We start from the raw sequence: 22,966 nt of genomic DNA on the forward strand, positions 1-22,966 counted from the left end.
GACAAGCGAGAGCGCCGTTCCGCGGCGCCTCTAGCGATAGACGATTTCGCCCTTCGGCTCGTAGGCCGCCGCATCCAGCGGCGAGTGTTTCTCGATGTACTGCTTCAGCACTTCGGCATCGATAAAGCCGGTGTTGACGTAGCTCGGCAGCCCGTCCAGCTTCGGATAGCCGTCGCCGCCCAGCGCGTTGAAGTTCAGCGTCGCCATGCGGTAAGTTTTATCCGCCTGCAGCGGCTGGCCGTTGATCTTCACCTCGCTGACGCCCTTGCCGTCCGCCACCAGACTGACATTGGCGAACTGGGCATAGGCGCCGGAATCCGGCTTCATGTTGGCCACCACCGCCAGATACTGTTCAACCTCGCGGCCTTTCATATCGACATGCACCAACGTGTTGCCGAACGGCTGCACCTTGAGCACGTTCTTGTAGGTGATATCGCCGCTTTCAATCGAATCGCGCACCCCGCCGCCGCTCATCACGGCGAAGTCGGCGTCGGCGCGCTCCCTCTGCGCCGCCAGCATCACCCGCGCCAGGTTGGTCTGCACGAAGCGCACCTTGCTGCGATCGCCTTCAAGCTTGCCGTTGACGCTGCCGATCTTCACGCCCAGCTGCGCCTTGCCCTTATCCTGGAACGGCGTCAGCAGCTTCATCATGGTCGGATCTTCCGCAATCTGCTGGGTGTAGTACACGCGCTCGCTGGTGCCGTCGGCTTTCTCCACCTTCTTCTTCAGGTTCACCGGGATCAGCTGATAATGCACCAGCTTCAGCTCGCCGTTGCGGAATTCGAAATCGGCGCGCCCGACGTATTTGCCCCACTCGTGCGCCTGCACGATCCAGGTGCCGTTCTGACGATCCGGCGAGCATGGCGTGCCCGGTACGTAATCCGCCTGTTTGCGGTTGTCACCGGCCATGCACACCGGATCCTGCGAGTGGCCGCCGACGATCATGTCGAGATATCCCGCCGGCAGGCTGCGCGCCATCTCCACGTCGCCCGGCGCGTTAGAGCCATGCTCGCCGTTGTCGTAGTGCCCCATATGGGTGGCGGCGATGATCACGTCCGGCTTCTCGTCCTTGCGCAGTTGCTCCACCACCTGCTTCGCTTCCTGCGCCGGCACGCGGAACTCCATGTCGGTGAAGTACTCCGGATTGCCTATCTTGGCGGTGTCGTCGGTCGTCAGGCCGATCACGGCAATCTTGATACCCTGCTTGTCGAACAAGGCGTAAGGCTTGAACAGGCGCTGGCCTGTGCTTTTCTGGTAGATGTTGGCGGACAAGAGCGGGAAGGTCGCCCACTTCTCCTGCTGGCGCAGCACGCTCAGTGGGTTGTCGAATTCGTGGTTGCCGATCGCCATCGCGTCGTAACCCACCAGGTTCATGCCGCGGAAGTCCGGCTCGGCGTCCTGCAGATCCGATTCCGGCACGCCGGTGTTGATGTCGCCGCCGGACAGCAACAGCAGGCTGCCGCCCTGCGCCGCCACTTCGCGGCGAATGCCGTCCACCAGGGTTTTCTGCGCGCCCAGACCGTATTCACCGTGATCGTTCTGCCAGAAGTGACCGTGATGATCGTTGGTATGCAGAATGGTGATGGCGTAGGTCTTATCCTTTTCCCAGGCACTGGCGGCCCCCGACAGCAGCGTCAGGGATACGGCCAACGCGCATGCGGTGGTTTTCAGCGAAAAACGCATGGCGGATCTCCGTGTATTAAATGGCTTTTATGATGAGGGCGAAATTGTAGCGCGAATTAATGACAGCTGATTTCAATTTTTTGCGATGTGAGTCTGATTATTTCAGATATGGTAAAAATTGAACGCCCTGCCTAAGATGTCATCTCTGTGCTCAACAACTTATCAGGCTAATAATAATATGACCGACAGTAGCCAAAGCGCGATGCCGCCCGCCAAGGGCAGTACGGTAAAGAGGACCGCTTTCTCCATCCTTGGCGCCATCAGCGTGTCTCACCTGCTCAACGATATGATCCAGTCGCTGATCCTGGCGATTTATCCGATCCTGCAAGCCGATTTCCACCTCAGCTTCGTGCAGATCGGTATGATCACCCTGACCTATCAGCTAACGGCTTCCCTGCTGCAACCGCTGATCGGCTATTACACCGATAAACACCCGCAGCCTTACTCACTGCCTATCGGCATGGGCTTTACCCTGTCCGGCCTGCTGCTGCTGTCGGTGGCGAACACCTTCCCGCTGGTGCTGCTGGCAGCGGCGCTGGTGGGCACCGGCTCATCGGTATTCCACCCGGAATCCTCGCGCGTGGCGCGCATGGCCTCCGGCGGACGACACGGCCTGGCGCAGTCGCTGTTCCAGGTCGGCGGCAACTTCGGCAGCTCGCTCGGCCCGCTGCTGGCCGCGCTGATCATCGCGCCTTACGGCAAAGGCAACGTCGCCTGGTTCACGCTGGCGGCGCTGCTGGCGATCGTGGTATTGCTGCAGGTCAGCAAGTGGTACCAACATCAGCATCGGGCGGCGAAAGGGCAGCCGAAAAGCCCCGCAATGCTGAAACCGCTGCCAAAACGTACCGTCGCCTACTCGCTGGGCATTCTGCTGGTGCTGATTTTCTCTAAATACTTCTATCTGGCCAGTATCAGCAGCTATTACACCTTTTATCTGATACATAAGTTCGGCGTTTCGGTGCAGAATGCGCAAATTCACCTGTTCGCCTTCCTGTTTGCGGTGGCCGCTGGAACCATCATCGGCGGGCCCCTTGGCGACAAGATAGGGAGAAAATACGTTATTTGGGGCTCAATCCTTGGTGCAGCGCCATTTACGCTTATTTTACCCCATGCATCCCTGTACTGGACCGGCATTTTGACGGTGATCATCGGGGTTATTCTCGCCTCAGCGTTCTCCGCCATCCTGGTCTACGCACAGGAGCTGATCCCCGGTAAAGTCGGCATGGTTTCCGGTTTATTCTTCGGTTTTGCTTTCGGTATGGGCGGGTTAGGCGCGGCAGTTCTTGGTTATGTCGCGGATTTGACCAGTATCGAGCTGGTCTACCAAATCTGTGCTTTCCTGCCGCTGATCGGCATTATTACCGCGCTACTGCCCAATATGGAGCATAAACCGCAATAACCCCGCGAACTGCCCGGATGAAAGTATTTATTCATCCGGGTTATCCTACGGATAAATCAATGTTATTTGGTTTATCTGGCACAAAACCCCCTCATTGACGCGCCTTAAGCGAAATCCTCTGCTTTTTTACAAAAAAGACCAAATTAGCCAAGCAAGCCGCGAACAAATGCAATAAACTAAATGTATCTTTTCGTAACTTTGTTGCGTTTCTCCCGTGCCGCGATGCATAGCCAGAAGGAGTATGGATGCATAATTCAACACCGCTCATCACCACCATCGTCGGAGGGTTAGTACTCGCCTTCCTCCTCGGTATGCTGGCGAACCGCCTGCGCATCTCACCCCTGGTGGGATATCTGGCCGCAGGGGTGCTCGCCGGCCCGTTCACCCCCGGTTTCGTCGCCGATACCTCACTGGCGCCGGAACTGGCGGAAATCGGCGTTATCCTGTTGATGTTCGGTGTTGGCCTGCACTTCTCTTTGAAAGACCTCCTCGCAGTAAAATCTATCGCCATACCCGGCGCCGTGGCGCAGATAGCCGTCGCTACCCTGCTCGGCATGGGGCTGTCCAAGCTGCTCGGCTGGGATCTGATCTCCGGCCTGGTGTTCGGCCTCTGTCTCTCCACCGCCAGCACCGTGGTGCTGCTGCGCGCGCTGGAGGAGAGGCAATTGATCGACAGCCAGCGCGGGCAAATCGCCATCGGCTGGCTGATCGTCGAAGATTTGGCGATGGTGCTGACGCTGGTATTACTGCCCGCTTTCGGCAATATGCTGGGCAACGATAACGCCAGCAGCAGCCAGCTGCTGATGGAACTGGCGCTGACCATCGGTAAGGTCATCGCCTTCATTGCGTTGATGATCGTGGTCGGCCGCCGTTTGGTGCCGTGGATCCTGTCGAAAACCGCCAGCACCGGCTCGCGCGAGCTGTTCACCCTGGCGGTGTTGGCGCTGGCGCTTGGCATCGCCTACGGCGCGGTGAAGCTGTTCGACGTCTCCTTCGCGCTGGGCGCCTTCTTCGCCGGCATGGTGCTGAACGAGTCCGAGCTGAGCCACCGCGCGGCGCACGACACCCTGCCGCTGCGCGACGCGTTCGCGGTGCTGTTCTTCGTCTCGGTTGGCATGCTGTTCGATCCGATGATCGTGATTAACGAACCGCTGGCGGTGCTGGCGACGCTGGCGATCATCGTGTTCGGCAAATCCGCCGCCGCGTTCCTGCTGGTGAAAATGTTCGGCCACTCCAAGCGCACCGCGCTGACCATCTCCGCCAGCCTGGCGCAGATCGGCGAGTTCGCCTTTATTCTGGCGGGCCTCGGCATCGCGCTGGGCATGATGTCGGAACACGGGCGCAATCTGGTGCTGGCCGGCGCCATTCTGTCCATCATGCTCAACCCGCTGCTGTTCACCCTGCTGGAGCGCTATCTGGCCAAAACCGAAACCATCGAAGAGCAAATCCTCGAAGAGGCGGTGGAAGAAGAGAAGCAGATCCCGGTGGACATGTGCAACCATGCGCTGGTGGTCGGCTACGGCCGCGTCGGCAGCCTGCTGGGCGGCAAACTGGCCGAGGCGGGCATTCCGCTGGTGGTGATCGAGAACTCCCGCCCGCGGGTGGAAGCGCTGCGCGAACAGGGCATCAAGACGGTGCTGGGCAACGCCGCCAATCCGGAAGTGATGGATCTGGCGCGGCTCGACTGCGCGCGCTGGCTGCTGCTGACCATCCCCAACGGCTATGAGGCCGGCGAGATCGTCGCCTCGGCGCGCGCCAAGCGGCCGAACATCGAGATCATCGCCCGCGCCCACTACGACGACGAGGTGGCCTACATCACCGATCGCGGCGCCAATCAGGTGGTGATGGGTGAACGGGAGATCGCTAACAGCATGCTGAACATCCTGCAGCTGGATACCCTGAGCGAAGAAGAAAAAATGGGGGGCTGCCCGATCTGAGGCACCGCGCACAAAAAAAGGTCCGGCATGCCGGACCTTTTCTTTTTCAGCGGGTTAACGCTCCCAATAGGACTCTTCCAGGCTGTCTTCGCGCTCCGGCAGGCCACGAGTGAGACGCGGCGAATGCTGGTTCAACACCTGGTAGCTGACGCGGTTGGCGTATTTGCACACCTGCGCCAACGAAGAGTATGTCAGGTAACTGCGCACGTGCTTGCTCGAGTTCGGCACGTTGTGGCGGTGATAACCGTTGGCGGCGATATCGTGCAGCAACGCCGACAGCGCGCCGTCGCCGGCGCCGTTGGTGTTCATGATCTTCTCCGGCCCGCCCATATACGGCGCGATGTGCGAGTAAACGCGCAGCGGATGCTCACAGTGTTCGCGACGCATGGCGCGGCTGAACTCGTAGCGGTTGAACTCGGCGATATGCCCCGGCAACAGCGGGTGCTGGGTCTGACGCTTGTTGGCCTCTTCGGTGTAGCCCGCCATATACAGGCCGTTCGGTCCGGCGGTGCACAGCACCAGATCCACCCACTCCAGCGCCATGTCCGAGGCGGTCAACGGATCGCTCAGCCCGGTCAGCTCCAGCGCTTCGTCTTCGTTCATCGCCAGAATGGTCACATTTTCCTTCAGGAAGTCGCGCCACCACTGCGGGTTGTCGGCGATCACGTACTTGGTGCCCAGGGTTAGCACCACCGGCACATCGTGCTTTTTGGCATACTCGATCGCTTGCAGGGTAGCCTCCTTTATCGGCTCCCCTTCCTTGCAGCGCACCAGATAAGAGCTCAGCACCAGCGCCGACGCGCCGGCGATCACCTCTTCAGGGATGCTTTCCGGGCGCAGCTGGTTCATCTGGCCGGGGTTGATGGCGAAGGTGCGCTCGCCGCTTTCGCCGATCAGCGTGAAACAGCGGCCGATGGCGCCGTCAACGCCCTGCAGATAGTTAAGATCGGTGCGGCTGGAGGTATTGCACAGATAACGGTAGGCGTAGCTGCCGATTTTCACGTTGCTGCACATCACGCCGAGCAGCACCGAGCGGTCGTCCGCCAGCACCGAATAGTTGTGCATGGTGTTGCCGATGGTGCCGCCGGCGAACTGATGGGTGACCAGGTTGTTTTCATTCAATTCCTGATACAGCGCCTCGGCGACGTCATCTTCGATCACCAGAGAGTGGCCCAGGCTCAGGCCGTAGCGCTGGACAAAAGCGTCGTCCACTTTCGCCTCGATATCCACCAGCGTCTGGTCGATGCCGACGATATACGAGGTGCTGATTTCACTTTCGGGCTGGGCCTGCTGCAGAAGCGGATCGCGGGCGCTCACCGGGAAATAGTGTTTGGACTTGCGTTTACCAGGAAATTTCATGTGATTGGTGGTGGTGGCGGTTTAACAAGCGGAGAATGTTAACACATCCCCGCCCGATCACGATGCACCTAATAGACAGATTATGGATGATTACAGACGCTGCGCCACCAACTGCTGCATCATATCGATATGCGCCGGCTCGTCGTTCAACGCTGAGATGTACTCAAACTTCTCGCCGCCGGCCTTAAGGAAGATCTCGCGGTTCTGCTCTTTAATCTCTTCCAGCGTTTCCAGGCAGTCCGCCGAGAAACCGGGGCAGATCAGCTGAATGTGCTTCACGCCCTGCGCCGGCAGCCCTTTTAGGGTCTCATCGGTATACGGCGTCAGCCAAGGCTCGCGGCCGAAGCGCGATTGGTACGTCATCATCACCCGCTCCGGCGCCAGCGGCAGCGTGGCGCTCAGCGCACGCAGCGTATCCTCGCAGCGCTGCGGGTAGTCGTCGCCCAGCCGCGCATAACGTTTGGGGATGCCGTGGAAAGACAGCACCAGCCGGTCCGGCTGGCCGTGCTCGGCGAACGAGCGCTCCACGCTTTGTTGCAGCGCGGCGATATAGGCCGGGTGTTCGGCGTAATCGCGAATGAAGGCCACAGAAGGCAAGCGGCGATAGCCTTTCAGCACCCGCGCCACGCCATCCCATACCGCCGCGCTGGTGGAACAGGAATATTGCGGATAGAGCGGCAGCACCACCAGGTTGGTCACGCCCTGCGCCAGCAGCTTGTCGATGGCTTCCGCCAGGCTCGGCGAACCGTAGCTCATGCCCAGCTCCACCGGCGTATTCGGCATGCGCGCCGCCAGCGCCCGCTGTTGGCGGCGGCTGTACACCAGCAGCGGCGAACCCTCTTCCATCCACACCGACTGATAGAGTTTAGCCACGCGCGGCGAACGGATCGGCAAGATCGCGCCGTTGAGGATCGGCCACCAGATCAGCGGCGCCGTGTCGACCACGCGATCGTCACTGAGGAATTCCTTCAGATAGCGTTTGACCGCCGACGAGGTCGGCGCATCTGGCGTGCCCAGGTTCACCAGCAATACGCCGTGTTTCTCTTGCTTCATCTCAGTTCCCCTCATTTCCTTTCCGGCCGGCATTCCGTTCTGGGTCGGGATGTCAGCAGCCATTAATGCCGGCTATTGTAACGGAAAAGTCCTGCGTCGAAACCGATAACAGCAACAGGCTATGCCTGTGGGCTTCCCCCTTGCGCCAGTTGCCATACCGCCGCCACGTTGCGCGCCGTCACCTGCAGATTGCGATCGGCGCTCGCCAGCGCGTCTTCCAGCGTCACGATGCGATCGAGTACCGAAAACGCCGCATCGATGCCGTGTTGATGCACCACCGAATAATCCGGCGTCAGGCTGCCGGCGATGGCGATCACCGGCACCCCGTGGCGCTTGGCCACCCGCGCCACGCCGATCGGCGTTTTGCCGTGGACAGACTGGCTGTCCAGCCGCCCTTCGCCGGTAATCACCAGATCGGCATCGCGCACCGCCTCATCCAGGCGCAGGGTTTCGGTGACGATCTCGATGCCCGGTCGCAAGCGCGCGTCGAGCATGCCGAGCAGCGCCGCCCCCATGCCGCCCGCCGCGCCCGCGCCCGGCTGGGTGAGCACGGCGCGGCCGGTTTCCCGTTCCAGCAGTTCGCCATAGTGATGCAGCGCCGCATCGAGCTGCGCCACCATCTCCGGCGTCGCCCCCTTCTGCGGCCCGAACACCGCCGAGGCGCCCTTTTCGCCGCACAGCGGGTTATCGACGTCGCAGGCGGCGGTTACGCTCACCCGTTGCCAACGCGCATCCAGCCCGGCGAGATCAAGATGCGCCAGCTGCGCCAACGCCGCCCCGCCCACCGGCAGCGGCCGGCGATCCTTATCCAGCAACTTCACGCCCAGCGCCTGCATCATCCCGGCGCCGCCGTCGTTGGTGGCGCTGCCGCCGATGCCGAGAATGATCGCCTTCACGCCGCGCTCCAGCGCCGCCAGCATCAGTTCGCCGGTGCCGTAACTGGTGGTGATGCGCGGATCGCGCCGGTTGGGCGGCGCCAGGTGCAGCCCGGAAGCGGCGGCCATTTCAATCACTGCGGTTTCGCCGTCGCCCAGCAGGCCATAGAACCCCTGCACCGGCTCCCCCAGCGGCCCGGTGACCGTCACCTGAACGATTTCACCGCCGGTGGCCGCCACCATCGACTCCACCGTGCCTTCACCGCCGTCCGCCATCGGCAGCTTCACGTAGTGCGCCTGCGGGTAAATCTGACGGAATCCCCGCTCGATGGCGTCGGCGACGCCGAGCGCGCTCAGGCTCTCTTTGAAAGAATCCGGGGCAATAACCACTTTTTTCAGCGTTTTCATCACTGTTCCTTATCCCGCCAGGTTAAATACGCCAAACATCAGCGCCGAGATTGCCGCGATGGTGAACCCCACCAGCGTTTCATACGGCAACAGTTTGAGCCGCTCGTGCACCGCCATATTGACGCTGCCGCCGGTGGCGTGGAAGAAGCTGCCGTGCGGCAGGTGATCCAGCACCGTGGCGCCCGCATGGATCATCGCCGCGCCGGCCAATCCGCTCACCCCCAGCTCAAGCAGCGTGGAGCTGAACACCCCGGAGGCGACGGCGGTGCCGGCGGTGGTCGAGGCGGTCGCCATCGACATCAGCGCGCCGGACAGCGGCGCCAGCAGCCAGGCCGGCAGCCCGGTGTGCGTCAAACCGGTAATCAAGACATCCTTCAGCGCCGAGTTGGCGATAATGCCCGCCAGCGTGCCGGTGCCGAGCAGCATGATCGCCACCGGCGCCATGCGCGACAGGCCGGAGACCATAAACTGATTGCACTGACGAATGCGCCCCATCAGCAGCGCGCCCACCAAACCACCGGCCGGCAGTGCGATCAGCGGATCGACGGCGATACCGGCGATCGGCCGCAGCGACAGCAGCAGGATCGCCACCAGCGGCGCGCTGATCGCCGCAGCGAAGCCCGGCCGCGCCCCTTCGGCATGCTGAGTCAGCTCTTCAGCCATCACCCTGCTACCTTTATCGCTCAGGCGACGCGCCAGCAGATAGGCCACCACCAGGCCGCACAGCCCCGGCACGATGCCGGCCATCATCACCGAGGTGAGCGGCACGTGGAAGTTGTCCGCCGCCGCGATGGTGTTCGGGTTGGGCGACATCACGTTGCCGGCCTTGCCGCCGCCGATCATCGCCAGCAGGATCGCCGCACGAGAAATGCCGGCCTTTTGGGCGATCGACAGCGCGATCGGCGCGACGGTGATCACCGCCACGTCGATAAACACCCCCACCGCCGTCAGGATCAGTGTAGCCACCGCCAGCGCCAGCAGCGCGCGGGTTTCGCCCACCTTGCGTACGATAGTTTCGGCGATGGTGTGCGCCGCGCCGGATTCGATCAGCACCCCGGCCAATACCCCCGCCGCCAGAATGCGCATCACGGCGTTGGTGATGCCCTGCGCCCCGCCGATCATCAGCGTCACGGTCTGCACCAGATCGGCGCCGCCGCACAGCCCGCCCGCCAGCGCGCCGGCAATCATGCCGTAAGCCGGTGGAACCTTGCGTAGAATCAGGACGATGGCGACGGCTAACGCCACCAGCGCCCCCAGAGTGGATACGGTTGTCATTGTTGTTTTCTCCGTGGTTGATGTGCAGGCCAACATATCCCGCGCGCCCGGCGTTGGCCTGAGGGGAAACAACAAAAAATCGCCGAAGGAACGGCGCGGAATTTGTGGGTTGGCACAACTCAGTCGTGCATCAGCATGCCGATATACAACCGCAGAGAGTCAGTTAATTGATTGATTTTCATGCCGGTTATGGCTTCGATGCGCTGCAGGCGATAGCGCAGGGTATTGACGTGAATATGCAGCTGCGCGGCGGCCTGCGTCTGATCACAATTCTGCGAAAAATAGTGGCGCAGCGTGGCGCGCAGCACGCCTTTTTCATCCTGTTCGCCCAGCGTCCGCCAGGGACGCCCCAGCTCTTGCGCTCGCCAGTCCTCCCCGAGATCGCACAGCAGCGACGGCAGCGGATAGTCGTGGTAGAACAGCGTGGCGTGGCGCAATTTCAGGCGCTGCGCCATCGCCTGGGTGGCGCGCGCGGTCAGGCTGGAGCGGTAGGCGCTTTGTGGATCGTCGTAGAAACCGCCGACGATCAGCCGCACCCGAAAGCGGTGCTTGAGCTGGTTTTGCAAACGCTGCGCCTGTTGGCGCTCCAGCTTCAGGCTCCACTCGCCTTGCGCCATGCTGGCCGGGCGCAGCAGGGTCATTTCATTGAAGCCGGTAATGGCGATCAACGCATCGCGCTGGGTGGCCTCCAGCTCAGCCAGCAGTTCGCGCAGCAGGTGCGGCTGCGCCTCTTGCAGCTCGACGATCCAGACGATGCGCGCCTGGCGCAGATCCAATCCCAGATACGCCGCCATCGCTTCCAGCGACGCCGTGTTCGGCTGCGGCTGCAACAGCTGGTTCGCCAGCTCTTCCCGGTAGCGTTTTTCCCACTGGTGCTGATCCAGCAGCGCCGCCTGCTCCACCATCATCTCCGCCGCCATTTTGACCAACTCGGCGTAGGCGCGCACCTCGGCCGGCTCGCCGGAAATGCCGATCACTCCCACCCGCTGATTGCGAAAGCTGAACGGCAGGTTGATGCCGGGCCGCACGCCCTTCAGGTGTTCGGCGGTGGCGCGGTCGATTTCCACCACCCGATTCTCCGCCAACGCCAGCACTGCGCCTTCATGGCGCTGGAACAGGCGCTGTGGGTTGCCGGAAGCGATGATCACGCCGTTGCTGTCCATCACGTTGACGGAATGGCTGATGATGCCCATCGCCCGCTGGACGATCTGGCGCGCGGTGGCTTCCGCCAGAAGTTTGGTCTGTCTGAGCATGCCCGGCTCCCTGCTGAGGATGAAAACGCAGGCTTGTTATACGCCATTTGGCGCGAGCGATTAACGGTCACGGCCGCAACAAGCCGCCGCGATCACAATTTAACGGGAAAACGGCAAAAAAAACGCCGGGCCACAGGCCCGGCGTCATGCACAGCCAGCTTGCTATCAACCGAGGATAGTCGCCAGCTCTGCGCTCACTTCGGCCACCTTGCGGGTGCCGTCGATTTTGCGGTATTGGGTGTTGCCCGCTGCCGCTTCTTTGCTGTAGTAAGAGATCAGCGGCGCGGTCATCTGATGGTATTCCACCAGGCGCTTGCGCACGGTCTCTTCCTGATCGTCCTTGCGCGTGGTCAGCTCTTCGCCGGTCACGTCGTCTTTGCCTTCCACCTGCGGCGGATTGAACTTCACGTGGTATACGCGGCCGGACGGCGCGTGCACGCGGCGGCCAACGATGCGGTCAACGATCAGCTCGTCCGGCACGTCGAACTCCAGCACGAAGTCCACGTTGATGCCGGCTTCTTTCATCGCGTCAGCCTGCGGAATGGTGCGCGGGAAGCCGTCCAACAGGAAGCCCTTGCGGCAATCTTCCTGAGCGATGCGCTCTTTGACCAGCGCGATCACCAGCTCATCGGTCACCAGCTTGCCGGCGTCCATGATCTCTTTCGCCTGCTTGCCCAGTTCACTGCCGGCCTTCACGGCTGCGCGCAACATATCACCGGTGGAGATTTGCGGAATGCCGTATTTCTCCATGATGAATTGAGCCTGAGTACCTTTACCAGCGCCCGGAGCGCCCAGCAGAATGATACGCATTGCGTAAATCCCCTTGCTATGTAGTTTTTATAAAATTGCGAAAACGCTCAACGATACCATTTCAGGGGGGGCAGGCTCAAGGCGCGCGAAGGAAATCGATTGCGGAACATGCAAAAATTCAAGCGAACAAAAGAGGGGAAAATGCGGGGAAAAACCGGAAATGCGCCCCTAACGGTGCCGTTAAGGGCGCATATAATCAACTTCAGGCGGACAGCAACTTGTTCATGCGGCGGATGAACAGGTTCGGATCCTCCAGCGTGCCGCGTTCAGCCAACAGCGCCTGATCCAAAAGCAGGTCGATCCACTCGGCGAAATGTTCGTTATCGCCCACGTCGGATGCGCGTTTGACCAACGCATGCTCAGGATTAAGCTCGAAAATGTACTTCACTTCCGGCGCCTGCTGGCCCGCAGCGGCGAACAGCTTGGCCATCTGGGTGCTCATCTCGTCGGCGTCGGTCACCACGATCGCCGGCGTATCGGTCAGGCGGTGCGTCAGACGCACATCCTTCACGCGGTCGCCCAGCAGGGTTTTCACGCGTTCGATGAACGGTTCCAACTGCTTCTCGGCCGCCTTCTGCTCTTCGGTTTCATCCGCCAGTTTATCCAGCGTTTCATCCGCCTTGCTGACCGACTGGAACGGCTTGCCGTCGAACTCGGTCAGGTAGCTCATCATCCACTCGTCGATGCGATCGGACAACAGCAGCACTTCGATACCTTTCTTGCGGAACAGCTCCAGATGCGGGCTGCTCTTGGCGGCGGCGTAGCTGTCGGCGGTGATGTAGTAAATCTTTTCCTGCCCTTCCGCCATGCGGCCGACGTACTCTTCCAGCGACACGGTCTGCGCCGAGCTGTCGCCATGGGTGGTGGCGAAGCGCAGCAGTTTGGCGATCGCTTCCTGGTTGCCGTTATCTTCCGCCGGGCCTTCTTTCAGCACCAGACCGAACTGCTGCCAGAATTTCTGGTAGCCTTCGGCGTCGTCTTTGGCCAGCTTATCCAGCATCTGCAGCACGCGCTTGGTCAGCGCGCCGCGCAGGTTCTGCGTCACGCGGCTGTCTTGCAGGATCTCGCGCGATACGTTCAGCGGCAGATCGTTGGAATCGATCAGGCCGCGCACGAAGCGCAGATAGTTCGGCATGAACTGCTCGGCGTCGTCCATGATGAACACGCGCTGCACGTACAGCTTCAGGCCGTGCTTGTGATCGCGGTTCCACATGTCCCACGGCGCCTGCGCCGGGATATACAGCAGGCTGGTATATTCCTGCTTGCCTTCCACCCGATTGTGGCTCCAGCTCAGCGGATCGGTGAAATCGTGGGCGATGTGCTTGTAGAACTCTTTGTACTCTTCGTCGGTCACGTCAGCCTTGCTGCGGGTCCACAGGGCCTGCGCCTTGTTGATCTTCTCCCAGGTGACGGTGCCGTCTTCTTCGTTCTTGCTTTCGATCTCTACCGGCAAGGCGATGTGATCGGAATATTTGCCGATCACCGAGCGCAGGCGCCAGGCGTCGAGGTACTCATCTTCGCCTTCGCGCAGATGCAGGGTGATTTCGGTGCCGCGGGTCTCTTTAGTGATGTCGGCGATGGTGTAGTCGCCTTCACCGGCGGACTCCCAGAACACGCCCTCGTCATCGGCGGCGCCGGCCGCGCGGGTGCGCACGGTCACTTTGTCCGCCACGATGAACGCCGAGTAGAAACCGACGCCGAACTGGCCGATCAGTTGGCTGTCTTTCGCCTGGTCGGAACCGATGGATTCCAGGAACGCTTTGGTGCCCGATTTGGCGATGGTGCCGAGGTTTTCGATCACTTCTTCGCGGCGCATACCGATGCCGTTGTCGGCAATGGTCAGGGTGCGCTGCTCTTTATCGAAGGACAAACGCACGCGCAGCTCGCCGTCGCCGGCATACAGCTCCGGCGCGGACAGAGCGCGGAAGCGCAGCTTGTCGGCGGCGTCAGAGGCGTTGGAGATCAGCTCGCGCAGAAAAATTTCTTTGTTGGAGTACAGCGAATGGATCATCAAATGAAGCAGCTGTTTTACTTCAGACTGGAACCCGCGGGTTTCTTGACCTTTCATACTCATTGATTACCTCAAAGACAATGGCTACCAAAATCGAACAATGAGGATCAGATGAGGGTCAGGGTCTTGTTTTTCAAGCGGACGGCGGGAAATTTTTGGCAAAAAACAATGGGGCCGGGCGGCCCCATCCGGGAAAACATCAGAACTTGATGGCGTGGCGCCCCGCCAGCGAATGCGACAGCGTGGTGCCGTCGACCATCTCCAGCTCGCCGCCCACCGGCACGCCGTGGGCGATGCGGCTGGCGAGCACGCCATACTGGCCACACATCTCGGCGATATAGTTGGCGGTCGCCTCCCCTTCCACCGTCGGGTTGGTGGCGAGGATCACTTCGGTGATGCTTTCCTTTTCCAGCCGTTGCTCCAGGCGATCCAGACCGATATCGCCCGGCCCGATGCCGTCCAGCGGCGACAGATGCCCCATCAGCACAAAGTAGCGCCCGGCGAACTGGCCGGTCTGCTCGATGGCGTGGATATCCGCCGGGCTTTCCACCACGCAAATCTGGCCGTTTTGCTGGCGGCGCGGATTGGCGCAGATGGTGCAGACGTCCTGCTCGGTGAAGGTGCGGCAGTCGGCGCAGTGGCCGATCTCCGACATCGCGCGAGTCAACGCTTGCGCCAGGCGCATGCCGCCGCTGCGATCGCGCTGCAGCAGCTGAAACGCCATGCGCTGCGCCGATTTCGGGCCGACGCCCGGCAGGCAGCGCAGCGCCTCCATCAGGGATTCAAGGAGCGGGCTGGTTTGCATCAGAACGGCATCTTGAAGCCAGGCGGCAACTGCATGCCGCTGGAGACGGAGGCCATTTTCTCTTTCTGGGTCTCTTCGATGCGGCGCGCGGCGTCGTTAAACGCAGCGGCGATCAGATCTTCCAGCATCTCTTTGTCGTCTTCCATCAGGCTTGGATCGATTTCCACGCGGCGGCAGTTGTGCGCGCCATTGATGGTGACTTTCACCAGGCCGGCGCCAGATTCGCCGGTCACTTCCAATTTGGCGACTTCTTCCTGCATCTGCTGCATTTTTTCTTGCATTTGCTGGGCTTGCTTCATCAGGTTGCCCAGACCGCCTTTACCAAACATAGTCGTCTCTCGTCGCTAGGGCCGCGCACATCGCGCAGCGTTTAAAGGGGGCGAATACTCTCTTCATCCAGATCCGCGTCGAAGAATCGGCGCAGCGTCTGAATGTTGGTATCCGCTTCGATGGACTGGCGCGCCTGCGCCAGCTTTTCCTCATAGATGGCTTGTCGCCATTCCAGCGGGGTGCGCTCCGCCGGATTATCGTCCTCCACCACGGTCAGCTCGATCGGGCTGCCGTACAGCTCACCGAGCGCGTCGGCCAGCGTCTTCTGCGCCGAAGGCGAATTCAGATGGCGCTGCGAAGACCGCAGATGGAGGCTAATCTTGCCCGGCTCCGGCTGCTGCTTGAAGGCGTTCAACGCCAGCTGCTGCACCAGTTTCGGGATCTTCAGCTTATCGATTTCCGCCGCCCAGGCGTCGCGCTCCAGCGACTCCACCACCAGCTTGGCGGCCAGCTCCGGCGTTTTCTCGTGCTCCAACGCCGTGCGCAGCGCTTTCGGCGTCGCCAGCGGTTCCGGCGCCGCCTCGGGCTCGGTCTGCGCGCGCCAACGATAGGCTTCCGGTTTCGCCGGTTTTTCCGGCACCTTCTTCTCCGCCAGGCGCTGCTGGCTGCGCTCGGTCACGGAAGCCAAACGCCCCAGCGCCGAGTTTGCCGGCCGCGCTATTCCTGGCGCCGCCGGCTCATTCTTTTTTGGTGTGGATGCTCCCTGCTGCCGTTGCAGCTGGGACCGCGCTTTCAACAGCTGGGCGGTGGCATCCGGTAAAGGGGTCGATGATTGTCGCTGCGGCGCGGCCGGCTGCCCTAGCGGCGGCGGCGCGTCCTGAAACTGCGGCGGCTGTGGCGATGCGGCCTGCTGCGGCTGCGCCATCGGCGTCGGCGCGGTCTGCACCAACGCCACCGGCTCCGGGATCACCGCTTTCGGGTGAAACGCCAGCGCGCGCAGCAGGGTCATCTCAACCCCCATGCGGCGATCCGGCGCATAGGCCAGCTCTTTGCGGCCCACCAACAGCGTCTGGTAATAGAGTTGCACATCGGCCGGCGGCAGGGTGCGCGCCAGCTCACGCAGCCGTTGTTCCACGGCGGCGTAGTGGTTGTCGAGCATCGAAGGCAGCAGTTGCACCATCGCAATGCGGTGCAGCAACGCCAGCGTCTCCACCAGCAGGTTTTCCCAATCCACGCCGCGCGAAGCGGCCTGCGCGACCTGCGCCATCACCTTTTCACCGTCGGCGCTGACCAGCGCTTCGAGGATCGCCAGCGGCTGCTCGTCATCGAGCGTACCGAGCATCTGGCTGACGGTGGCGGCGGTCACCTGCCCCTGCCCCATGGCGATCGCCTGATCGGTCAGGCTCAGCGCATCGCGCATGCTGCCGTCGGCGGCGCGCGCCAGCAGCTGCAGCGCGCGGGCGTCGCTGGTGATCTGCTCCGCCGTCAGCACCGTTTCCAGCTGCTGGCGGATCTGATCAACGTCCAGCGCTTTGAGGTGAAACTGCAGGCAGCGGGAAAGAATGGTCACCGGCAATTTTTGCGGATCGGTGGTGGCCAACAGGAATTTGACGTGCGGCGGCGGCTCTTCCAGCGTCTTCAGCAACGCGTTGAAGCTGTGGCGCGAGAGCATGTGCACTTCATCGATCAGGTAGACCTTGAAGCGGCCGCGCGCCGGCGCGTACTGAACGTTGTCCAGCAAATCGCGGGTATCTTCCACCTTGGTTCGGGAAGCGGCGTCGATCTCGATCAGATCGACGAAGCGCCCCTGCTCGATCTCGCGGCAGTTGTCGCATTGGCCGCAAGGCGTGGCGGTGATGCCGGTTTCACAGTTCAGGCCTTTGGCCAGCAAGCGGGCGATGGTGGTTTTCCCCACGCCGCGCGTGCCCGAGAACAGATAGGCGTGATGGATCCGCCCCAGCGAGAGGCCGTTGGCCAGCGCGGTCAGGACATGTTCCTGGCCGACCACGTCTGCGAACGTTTGAGGGCGCCACTTACGGGCGAGAACCTGATAGCTCATTAATACCGGAGAAGTCGAGTAATCTGGAGGGTCATGCTAACACAGCCCCGCGGCAATCCGCGAGGCCGTTGTGCCCAAGGGGCGATGCCGCATCAATGACCGGCGAAGTCCACCAGGCAGTAGCAGTCGATGCCCAGCTTGTTCAGACGCGCTTCTCCGCCCAGATCCGGCAGGTTGATGATGAACGCGGCGTCTTTCACTTCACCGCCCAGACGGCGGATCAGTTTGGTGGTCGCTTCAATGGTGCCGCCGGTCGCCAGCAGATCGTCCACCACCAGCACTTTGTCGCCCGCGGTGATGGCGTCGGTGTGGATCTCCAGCTTGTCGGTGCCGTACTCCAGCTCATAGCTTTCGCTGAGCGTGGCGCGCGGCAGTTTGCCCGGTTTGCGCACCGGCACGAAACCGACGCCCAACGCCAGCGCGACGGGCGCGCCGAACAGGAAACCACGCGCTTCGGTACCCACCACCTTGGTCACGCCCGCTTCGCGATAGCGCTCAACCAGCAGCTCGATGCTGGCGGCGTAGGCCAACGGGTTTTCCAGCAGGCTGGTCACGTCGCGGAACAGGATGCCCGGCTTCGGATAATCCGGGATGGTTTTGATACTGTCTTTAATAAACTGAAGCTGCTGCGCAGTAGCGGTCATAATTGTTGCCTGATAAAACTGCCTGAAAACCGGCGCGCCGCTCACCCGCCGCCCCCGGGTGAAACACACCGGAGAAAAAATGGCAGGCGATCCGCGCACGAAAACGCCCAAATCTATGCAAACTGGCGGACAAATGCAACTCTCCCCTGCATCTTTCAACCCGCAGCGTTGTTGACCGCACGCATTACTTACCTAAGTAAGCACCCGGGGATGCCTGCGTTTGTCGCCTGGCTGCGGCTTGAAAGCTATTGAGGAGTTTAAGGTACAATCAGCGCTGTTTTTGTTGCGGCAGATCAATAACCGGCAGGCGCAGCATAAAGGTCAGCAAAATGGCCAACATCAGCAGCAACAGCCCGCGCACCCACCAGATTTTCACCAGCCACAGCGAACAGGCGAAGGTCAGCACGATCACCAGCACCGCTTTCCACTTCGCCCCCGGCGGCAGCGCGCGATGCTGCTGCCAATGGCGCAGATAAGGGCCAAACCAGGAACGGTACAGCAGCCAGTGATGAAAGCGCGGCGAAGAGCGGGCGAAGCACCAGGCGGCCAACAGCAGGAACGGCGTGGTCGGCAACAGCGGCAACACCACGCCCAACGTCGCCAGCACCACCGCCAACCAGCCCAAAATGATCAATAACCCACGCGTCATGCGATTCTTCGCTCCTCAATCGGTTGCGGCTTACTGTAGCATCGGCGCCGCGCCGGCGGAATATGCATGCGACGCTTGTTTCAGGACGGCATCGCGGGCAAGCTTACGCCTGTTGAAATCAAGAGGGAGCTTATGTGAGCACTCAGCGTCTATTACAGGTGTTGGCACAGCAGATCGCGGCGCTGGCGGCCGAAGTCAGCCCGCGCGGCGACGCCCCGATCCCGCAGGCGCGGTTCGACGCCGCCCTGTTCGCCAACCGCGGCACGCGGCTGCGCGACTACCTGGCCGAAGTGGAGAAAAACTTCGCCCAGCTGCAAAACGCCGCTAACGACAGCCGCGCCAGCCAGGTGGCTTTTCTGGCCGAAAAACTGGTGGCTCAGATCGCCGCCCTGCAGCGCGAGCTGGCGACCCAGGCGCTGCGGCGCAAGAATCAGCCGAAGGAAGCCCCCGAGGTCGATCTCTACCACAAGCTGGCCGAGCATCAGGATTACGAACGCCGGCTGATCGCCATGATTCAGGATCGGGAAAGCCTGCTGGGGCGCCAGACCACGCTGGCGGCGCAGCAAAAGCTGCAGCACGAGCTGGCGGCGCTGGAGGGGCGGCTGATGCGCTGTCGTCAGGCGTTGGCGCGCATCGAGCGCAATATCGAGCGCAAAGAAAACGGTTTTTGAAGATTTATCACAATATTTTAATGATTATTCCCCGGTTGCGCGCCGGGTTCACTATACTCTGCCGATACCCGAGTTATTCATCCCATTAATTAAATAAGCGCAGGTGCTATGTCTCTGGAAAACGCCTCACCCGAACTGCAGCTGGCGGTAGACTTGATTTACCTGCTGGAATGCAACGAGATCGATCCGGCCACCGCGCTGGCGGCGCTGGATATCGTCAAACGGGATTATCAGGAAAAGCTGCAGCGCGCCGGCGTCACCTCTCCCTATCTGCCTGCCGGACAGTAACCGGGGACAGCGCCGCTGTCCCTTTCGCCTCTCATTGCTTATCCGCCGCCGTCTGGCCGCCGTCGTCCGGCGACAGCGTTCTTTTCACTTCCTGCACTTCATTGCCCTGCTGGTTATGCAGATACACCTCCAGCTGGTTGAAGGCGATGTCGATGCCGTTTTCCCGGCACAAGCGGTCGATTGAGCGATTCAGTTCGTCCACCGTGTAGCTGCGATCGCGCAGTTCCCGCACATAGAGCCGCAGTTCGTGATCCAGCGTGCTGGCGCCGAAGTTGAGGAAGAACACCTGCGGTTCGGGATCGGTCATCACCCGCGGGTTGTCGTGCGCCGCCTGCAGCAGCACCTTTTTCACCTTGTCGAGATCGGAGCCGTAGGCCACGCCGATCTTGATCAGCACGCGGGTGATGGTATCGGACAGCGACCAGTTGATCAGACGCTCGGTGACGAACGCCTTGTTCGGAATGATCACCTCTTTGCGATCGAAGTCGGTAATGGTGGTGGCGCGAATGCGGATCTTGCTGACCGAACCGGAGAAGGTGCCGATGGTGATGGTATCGCCGATGCGGATCGGGCGTTCGAACAGAATGATCAGGCCGGAGACGAAGTTGGCGAAGATCTCTTGCAGGCCGAAGCCCAGCCCGACCGTCAGACCGGCGGCCAGCCATTGCAGTTTGTCCCAAGATACGCCGAGCGATCCCAGCGCAACCACGGCGCCCACGGCGGTAATCAGGTAAGTGAGCACGGTGGTGATAGCGTAAGACGCCCCCTGCCGCAGTTGCAACCGCGACAGCACCACCACCTCCAGCAAACCGGGCAAGTTGCGGGTGAGCACGTAGGCGACAATCACTGCGGCGATCGCCACCATCATGTTGCCCAGCGTCACCGCCTGCGACACGCTGCTGCCCGCCACGGTGCTGGTGTAATGCCACAGCGTGATGCTGTCCAGATAAGCGATGACCGTCACCAGATCCGACCAAATGGCGTAGAAGGCGCTGGCGAAGATGGCGAACAGCACCAGGGTGGTCAGGCGCAGCGACTGCTGGTTGATCTGATCGAGCGCCAGCGGCGGCTCTTCCACCACCGGTTCGCCGCCTTCGGCTCCTTCTTTCGCCACGTTTTGCCGCCGCGCCAACGCGCGCCGGTAAGCCAGACGCCGCGCCGCCACGCTCAGGCCGCGCAGCGCGGTCAGGTATACGATATTCCACAGGAAAAACAGATACAGGCTGTCTATCCAGCGGCTGGCCAGCCGCAGCGTGGTATAGAAGTAGCCGGCGAACATCAGCCCCAGCAGGATCAGCGGCGTGGCGGCCAGCGCGGTGACCACCACCAGCCGCACGGCATGCGAGCCTTTTTCACGCCAGCTGTCGCGGCACAGCGGAAACACCAGCACCGTGAGCAGCGCCAGCGTCAACATCACCACGATCTGGCCGATCACGTCTTCCACCAGACGCAGCGGCGCTTTCTCGCCCAATACCGACCAGAAGATCAACGGCTGCAGCGCCAACCCCAGCCGCAGCGTCTGACGGCGGTAATGCGCGCACAGGTTGGCGCCGAAGTTGAAATGCCGCTCGGCGATGCCGCCCGGTTTCAGCATGCGATAGCTGAAGCCGAACACCAGCCACGACAGCGCCAGCTGCTGCGACAATGCCCATATAAAGTCGCTGATGCCGAAATCCGCGCGATACATCCAGAAACCGACGCCGAGGAGTAACGCGGCGCCGGGCAACACTTTCAGCAAGGTCAGCGCGATGGCCTTCGGCGTGTGCAGTTGGCCGTCGCGCTTAAGTTGCCCCACGTCGTTGGCCAGCTTTTGCAAATGGCCGTCGATCAGCCGGTAGCGCCAGCGCAATACCCCGATCGCCAACAGCATCGGGATCAGGAACACCAGCGCATTCAGCCCGCCCTGCACCAGCTTGCCGCCGTCGAATTTGAGATCGAGACCGGCGAGCTGATCGCGCACCGCCTCGGGCATCGCCTTCAGCCACGCCAGATCGACCGGCTTGTTGCTGTTGACCCAGAAGATCTGCTGGGTCAGCGTATCTTGCAACGAACCGTAGACGCTGGTCAGCTGCTGCTGATTGATCTGCAGGTTGATCGACAGCGACAGCTGGTTGCTGAGCTGCTTGTTCAGCTGATCCAGCAGCTCGCGGCGCATATCGACGATCTCGTTTAACGCGTCGATCACCTCCGGGCCGGCCTTTTCCTTGCTTTCGGCCACAAGCTGGTTGATGTAATCCTCTCCCTTGAACAGATCGTCGCGTTGCTGATTGATATCGAACTGCTCCAGCCGCAAATCGGCGATGCGCGTGTCCATATCCGCCAACAGCGTGCCCTGCGGCAGGCTCTGCTGCTGCTGATACAGGATGCGCGACAGCACCAGGCTGCCCTTCAGCACCTGGATCTGTTCTTTCAGGTTACGCTCCGCCTGCAGCCCGCGGTCGAGCCAGTTTTTGACCCGAATGTTCTGCTGGAACAGGGTGTTGCTCTCTTCGGTGGCGGCGATCAGCCGCTGGCTCAGCTGGCGGTTGACGTCCAGTTGCTTGCTGACCAGCTGATCGTGCTGAATATCGGTGGCGTCTTCCGGGTTCTGCGCCTCTTTGGCGGTCTTTTCAGACAGCGTCAAACGTTTGCTGTTGACGATCTCCTGCAGCAACTGTACCGAGCGATCCAGCGCGTCGATATGCGCCGTGGTGTAATCACGCTGTTTTTGCAGCAGATCCTGCAGCGTGGTATTGGCTTCCAGACTTTTGCGCTGCAGCTCCAGCTGCGCGTTGAGCAACGCCTGCTCGGTGGTCAGCATCACCTGCTGGCTGTTGCGCAGCGAATCTTGCCCCGGCGTCTGGCCGCTGAGCTGGCTGCGGATCTCCTGCAGGCGCTGCGAAGCGGCGTACATGGTGCTTTGTACTCGTTCAGGCTGGGTTTGCAGCGACACCAGTTGGCTGTTGTAAGTAGAGAGGCTCTCCTGCGCGCTTTGCAGCTCGTCGAGCGTTTGATACAACCGGCTTTCCAATTGGCGCAGCGACAGCGGCAACAGCGCGGCGCGCGCCGCCGCATTGTCTACCGGCTTCTTCAGCGCATCCAGTTCAGCGGTCACCTGATTGAGCTTCGCCGGCGCCTGCTGCACCTGCTGTTTAAGCTGCGCCGCGTCCTGCCGATTGCGCTCGATGGCGTCCAGCAGCTCCAGCGTGCGGGTTAAATCCTGTTGGGACAGCTTTTCGACCGGCGTCAGGGCTTTTTGCTTGTTCAGCGCTTCCAGCTGGCTTTGCACTTCGCTGCGCTGCGGCAAATCGCCGTTCAGCGCCGCCTGCACCGGCGAGCTCAGCGCGCAAATCAGGAAAAGGAGTGTCGCGGCGGCGATGTGCCGCCGGCATGCGCCGACAAACGAGCGCGGCGTCAGAGAGGGCAGAGTCAACCAGCGATGCATGATTTAGCTTCGGATCGGTTAAGAAGCCTGAAGATTATCACGATCGCCGGCGGGCAACGAACAACAAAAACGTTGCCGGTGATGTCCCGTTGT

At 61.5% G+C, this 22,966-nt stretch carries 18 protein-coding genes and 1 other annotated feature; of the genes, 4 read left to right on the plus strand and 14 right to left on the minus strand.

What is annotated here, in order from left to right:
• Positions 1 to 30: 30 nt before the first annotated feature.
• On the minus strand, positions 31 to 1,683 hold the full coding sequence (gene ushA, locus ACJ8M3_RS12595) for a bifunctional UDP-sugar hydrolase/5'-nucleotidase UshA (RefSeq protein WP_033642120.1): 1,653 nt from the start codon (positions 1,681 to 1,683) through the stop codon (positions 31 to 33).
• A gap of 178 nt (positions 1,684 to 1,861) precedes the next feature.
• On the opposite strand from ushA, the gene ACJ8M3_RS12600 reads away from it, so the two are divergent.
• Positions 1,862 to 3,082 carry an MFS transporter gene (locus ACJ8M3_RS12600; RefSeq protein WP_033651115.1) on the plus strand — a complete coding sequence of 407 codons (1,221 nt, stop codon included), beginning with the start codon at positions 1,862 to 1,864 and terminating at the stop codon, positions 3,080 to 3,082.
• 245 nt (positions 3,083 to 3,327) lie between these two features.
• Complete coding sequence (gene ybaL, locus ACJ8M3_RS12605) at positions 3,328 to 5,019, plus strand: YbaL family putative K(+) efflux transporter (RefSeq protein WP_004940247.1); 1,692 nt, start codon at positions 3,328 to 3,330, stop codon at positions 5,017 to 5,019.
• A gap of 54 nt (positions 5,020 to 5,073) precedes the next feature.
• Here the strand turns inward: ybaL and ACJ8M3_RS12610 are convergent, their stop codons facing one another.
• The 12 genes from ACJ8M3_RS12610 to ACJ8M3_RS12665 all read right to left on the minus strand — a co-directional run bounded on the left by ACJ8M3_RS12610 (position 5,074) and on the right by ACJ8M3_RS12665 (position 18,490).
• On the minus strand, positions 5,074 to 6,378 hold the full coding sequence (locus ACJ8M3_RS12610) for an inosine/guanosine kinase (protein WP_033651114.1): 1,305 nt from the start codon (positions 6,376 to 6,378) through the stop codon (positions 5,074 to 5,076).
• Between the two features lie 90 nt (positions 6,379 to 6,468).
• Positions 6,469 to 7,431: a ferrochelatase gene (hemH, locus tag ACJ8M3_RS12615; protein ID WP_004940253.1), complete on the minus strand. Its 963-nt coding sequence runs from the start codon at positions 7,429 to 7,431 to the stop codon at positions 6,469 to 6,471.
• Between the two features lie 119 nt (positions 7,432 to 7,550).
• Positions 7,551 to 8,714, minus strand: a complete 1,164-nt coding sequence (locus ACJ8M3_RS12620) for a glycerate kinase (protein ID WP_089196661.1) — start codon at positions 8,712 to 8,714, stop codon at positions 7,551 to 7,553.
• A 9-nt stretch (positions 8,715 to 8,723) separates the two neighbouring features.
• On the minus strand, positions 8,724 to 9,989 hold the full coding sequence (locus tag ACJ8M3_RS12625) for a GntP family permease (RefSeq protein ID WP_089196660.1): 1,266 nt from the start codon (positions 9,987 to 9,989) through the stop codon (positions 8,724 to 8,726).
• A 119-nt stretch (positions 9,990 to 10,108) separates the two neighbouring features.
• On the minus strand, positions 10,109 to 11,242 hold the full coding sequence (locus tag ACJ8M3_RS12630) for a sugar diacid recognition domain-containing protein (protein WP_089191266.1): 1,134 nt from the start codon (positions 11,240 to 11,242) through the stop codon (positions 10,109 to 10,111).
• Between the two features lie 165 nt (positions 11,243 to 11,407).
• Positions 11,408 to 12,052, minus strand: a complete 645-nt coding sequence (adk, locus tag ACJ8M3_RS12635) for an adenylate kinase (RefSeq protein ID WP_004940261.1) — start codon at positions 12,050 to 12,052, stop codon at positions 11,408 to 11,410.
• Positions 12,053 to 12,254: 202 nt separating this feature from the next.
• Positions 12,255 to 14,120 carry a molecular chaperone HtpG gene (htpG, locus tag ACJ8M3_RS12640; RefSeq protein ID WP_033651110.1) on the minus strand — a complete coding sequence of 622 codons (1,866 nt, stop codon included), beginning with the start codon at positions 14,118 to 14,120 and terminating at the stop codon, positions 12,255 to 12,257.
• Positions 14,121 to 14,262: 142 nt separating this feature from the next.
• Entirely contained in the window at positions 14,263 to 14,868 is a 606-nt protein-coding gene (gene recR / locus ACJ8M3_RS12645) for a recombination mediator RecR (protein WP_004940263.1), read from the minus strand.
• Positions 14,868 to 15,197 (minus strand): YbaB/EbfC family nucleoid-associated protein, encoded by a 330-nt coding sequence (locus ACJ8M3_RS12650; RefSeq protein ID WP_004940264.1) that lies wholly within the window; start codon positions 15,195 to 15,197, stop codon positions 14,868 to 14,870. The genes recR and ACJ8M3_RS12650 overlap by 1 nt, the downstream gene beginning before the upstream one ends.
• Before the next feature lie 41 nt (positions 15,198 to 15,238).
• Positions 15,239 to 17,197 carry a DNA polymerase III subunit gamma/tau gene (gene dnaX, locus ACJ8M3_RS12655; RefSeq protein ID WP_047025747.1) on the minus strand — a complete coding sequence of 653 codons (1,959 nt, stop codon included), beginning with the start codon at positions 17,195 to 17,197 and terminating at the stop codon, positions 15,239 to 15,241.
• Positions 15,842 to 15,906, minus strand: a sequence feature (DnaX frameshifting element). It overlaps the preceding gene by 65 nt.
• Before the next feature lie 92 nt (positions 17,198 to 17,289).
• The gene (gene apt / locus ACJ8M3_RS12660; RefSeq protein WP_019454166.1) at positions 17,290 to 17,841 is read right to left on the minus strand and encodes an adenine phosphoribosyltransferase; all 552 of its coding nucleotides are present in this window, start codon (positions 17,839 to 17,841) and stop codon (positions 17,290 to 17,292) included.
• 268 nt (positions 17,842 to 18,109) lie between these two features.
• Positions 18,110 to 18,490: a DUF454 family protein gene (locus ACJ8M3_RS12665; protein WP_016928835.1), complete on the minus strand. Its 381-nt coding sequence runs from the start codon at positions 18,488 to 18,490 to the stop codon at positions 18,110 to 18,112.
• A 134-nt stretch (positions 18,491 to 18,624) separates the two neighbouring features.
• On the opposite strand from ACJ8M3_RS12665, the gene priC reads away from it, so the two are divergent.
• Together priC and rsmS are read left to right on the plus strand one after the other, a co-directional pair.
• A complete protein-coding gene (gene priC, locus ACJ8M3_RS12670) occupies positions 18,625 to 19,161 on the plus strand; it encodes a primosomal replication protein PriC (RefSeq protein WP_033642112.1) in 537 nt (178 codons plus the stop codon).
• A 108-nt stretch (positions 19,162 to 19,269) separates the two neighbouring features.
• Positions 19,270 to 19,449, plus strand: a complete 180-nt coding sequence (gene rsmS, locus ACJ8M3_RS12675; RefSeq protein ID WP_016928837.1) for a pleiotropic regulatory protein RsmS — start codon at positions 19,270 to 19,272, stop codon at positions 19,447 to 19,449.
• Between the two features lie 31 nt (positions 19,450 to 19,480).
• Here the strand turns inward: rsmS and mscK are convergent, their stop codons facing one another.
• Complete coding sequence (gene mscK / locus ACJ8M3_RS12680) at positions 19,481 to 22,873, minus strand: mechanosensitive channel MscK (protein WP_089196659.1); 3,393 nt, start codon at positions 22,871 to 22,873, stop codon at positions 19,481 to 19,483.
• Positions 22,874 to 22,966: the final 93 nt, after the last annotated feature.

The sequence above is a fragment of the Serratia sp. CY55921 genome, assembly GCF_052167655.1.
In the GTDB taxonomy this organism is placed as follows: domain Bacteria; phylum Pseudomonadota; class Gammaproteobacteria; order Enterobacterales; family Enterobacteriaceae; genus Serratia; species Serratia ureilytica.

Coding starts and splice junctions, on each gene's coding strand:
- ushA (WP_033642120.1), bottom strand. CDS start 1,683: ATGCGTTTTTCGCTGAAAACCACCGCATGCGCGTTGGCCGTATCCCTG.
- ACJ8M3_RS12600 (WP_033651115.1), top strand. CDS start 1,862: ATGACCGACAGTAGCCAAAGCGCGATGCCGCCCGCCAAGGGCAGTACG.
- ybaL (WP_004940247.1), top strand. CDS start 3,328: ATGCATAATTCAACACCGCTCATCACCACCATCGTCGGAGGGTTAGTA.
- ACJ8M3_RS12610 (WP_033651114.1), bottom strand. CDS start 6,378: ATGAAATTTCCTGGTAAACGCAAGTCCAAACACTATTTCCCGGTGAGC.
- hemH (WP_004940253.1), bottom strand. CDS start 7,431: ATGAAGCAAGAGAAACACGGCGTATTGCTGGTGAACCTGGGCACGCCA.
- ACJ8M3_RS12620 (WP_089196661.1), bottom strand. CDS start 8,714: ATGAAAACGCTGAAAAAAGTGGTTATTGCCCCGGATTCTTTCAAAGAG.
- ACJ8M3_RS12625 (WP_089196660.1), bottom strand. CDS start 9,989: ATGACAACCGTATCCACTCTGGGGGCGCTGGTGGCGTTAGCCGTCGCC.
- ACJ8M3_RS12630 (WP_089191266.1), bottom strand. CDS start 11,242: ATGCTCAGACAGACCAAACTTCTGGCGGAAGCCACCGCGCGCCAGATC.
- adk (WP_004940261.1), bottom strand. CDS start 12,052: ATGCGTATCATTCTGCTGGGCGCTCCGGGCGCTGGTAAAGGTACTCAG.
- htpG (WP_033651110.1), bottom strand. CDS start 14,120: ATGAAAGGTCAAGAAACCCGCGGGTTCCAGTCTGAAGTAAAACAGCTG.
- recR (WP_004940263.1), bottom strand. CDS start 14,868: ATGCAAACCAGCCCGCTCCTTGAATCCCTGATGGAGGCGCTGCGCTGC.
- ACJ8M3_RS12650 (WP_004940264.1), bottom strand. CDS start 15,197: ATGTTTGGTAAAGGCGGTCTGGGCAACCTGATGAAGCAAGCCCAGCAA.
- dnaX (WP_047025747.1), bottom strand. CDS start 17,197: ATGAGCTATCAGGTTCTCGCCCGTAAGTGGCGCCCTCAAACGTTCGCA.
- apt (WP_019454166.1), bottom strand. CDS start 17,841: ATGACCGCTACTGCGCAGCAGCTTCAGTTTATTAAAGACAGTATCAAA.
- ACJ8M3_RS12665 (WP_016928835.1), bottom strand. CDS start 18,490: ATGACGCGTGGGTTATTGATCATTTTGGGCTGGTTGGCGGTGGTGCTG.
- rsmS (WP_016928837.1), top strand. CDS start 19,270: ATGTCTCTGGAAAACGCCTCACCCGAACTGCAGCTGGCGGTAGACTTG.
- mscK (WP_089196659.1), bottom strand. CDS start 22,873: ATGCATCGCTGGTTGACTCTGCCCTCTCTGACGCCGCGCTCGTTTGTC.